The 508-nt window shown below is 65.2% G+C and carries 1 protein-coding gene; it reads right to left on the reverse strand.

Annotated features, from left to right (window positions below; all coding sequences use genetic code 11):
• Positions 1 to 4: 4 nt before the first annotated feature.
• The coding region (locus ACOADB_RS24800; RefSeq protein ID WP_378605153.1) for a hypothetical protein at positions 5 to 508 on the reverse strand (504 nt) is incomplete at its 5' end.

A 508-nucleotide genomic window follows, 5' to 3' on the forward strand; every position in this document is an offset into this window, starting at 1 on the left:
GTCGTCAGCAACTCTCCAGGATCGGCGCGTTGCCGTTGCCGCCAAAGTCTTCGTCAGGAGTGGTGCCGACGAGTGGGCGCGCACGCCCGATGTGCCCGTCCTCGCCCACCGGCACTGCGACAGTTCCGGCGGACGTGTCGACGACCAGCGATCCGTCTGACCACGACAACCTTTGCAAGGACTGCCCGTCGCCGTTCACACATCCCACCGTGAATCGCCTGTTGAGCAGTCCTCGATCGGTCTGTTCGACCCGGATTTCCCAGTAGGGGTCTACGAACCCGCCGAGGAGCACGTGGGTCTGCATCGTGCCGTCCGCGTTGGCGATCCCGGAGAAGCCGGCGAACTCGGCGGACTGAAATATCTCGAGGGACCACACCCCGGCGATCCAGCAAAGAGCGACGGAGGCTGACGTCAGTCCCACCGTCAGCTGCTGCCAGGTACGGCGCGGGATGAGGTACCCAGCGACGGCAACCAGGGACCACCCGATGGCTCCGAAGGCCATGGGATG

The organism is Nocardioides sp. CPCC 206348 (assembly GCF_048654705.1).
Lineage (GTDB): Bacteria > Actinomycetota > Actinomycetes > Propionibacteriales > Nocardioidaceae > Nocardioides.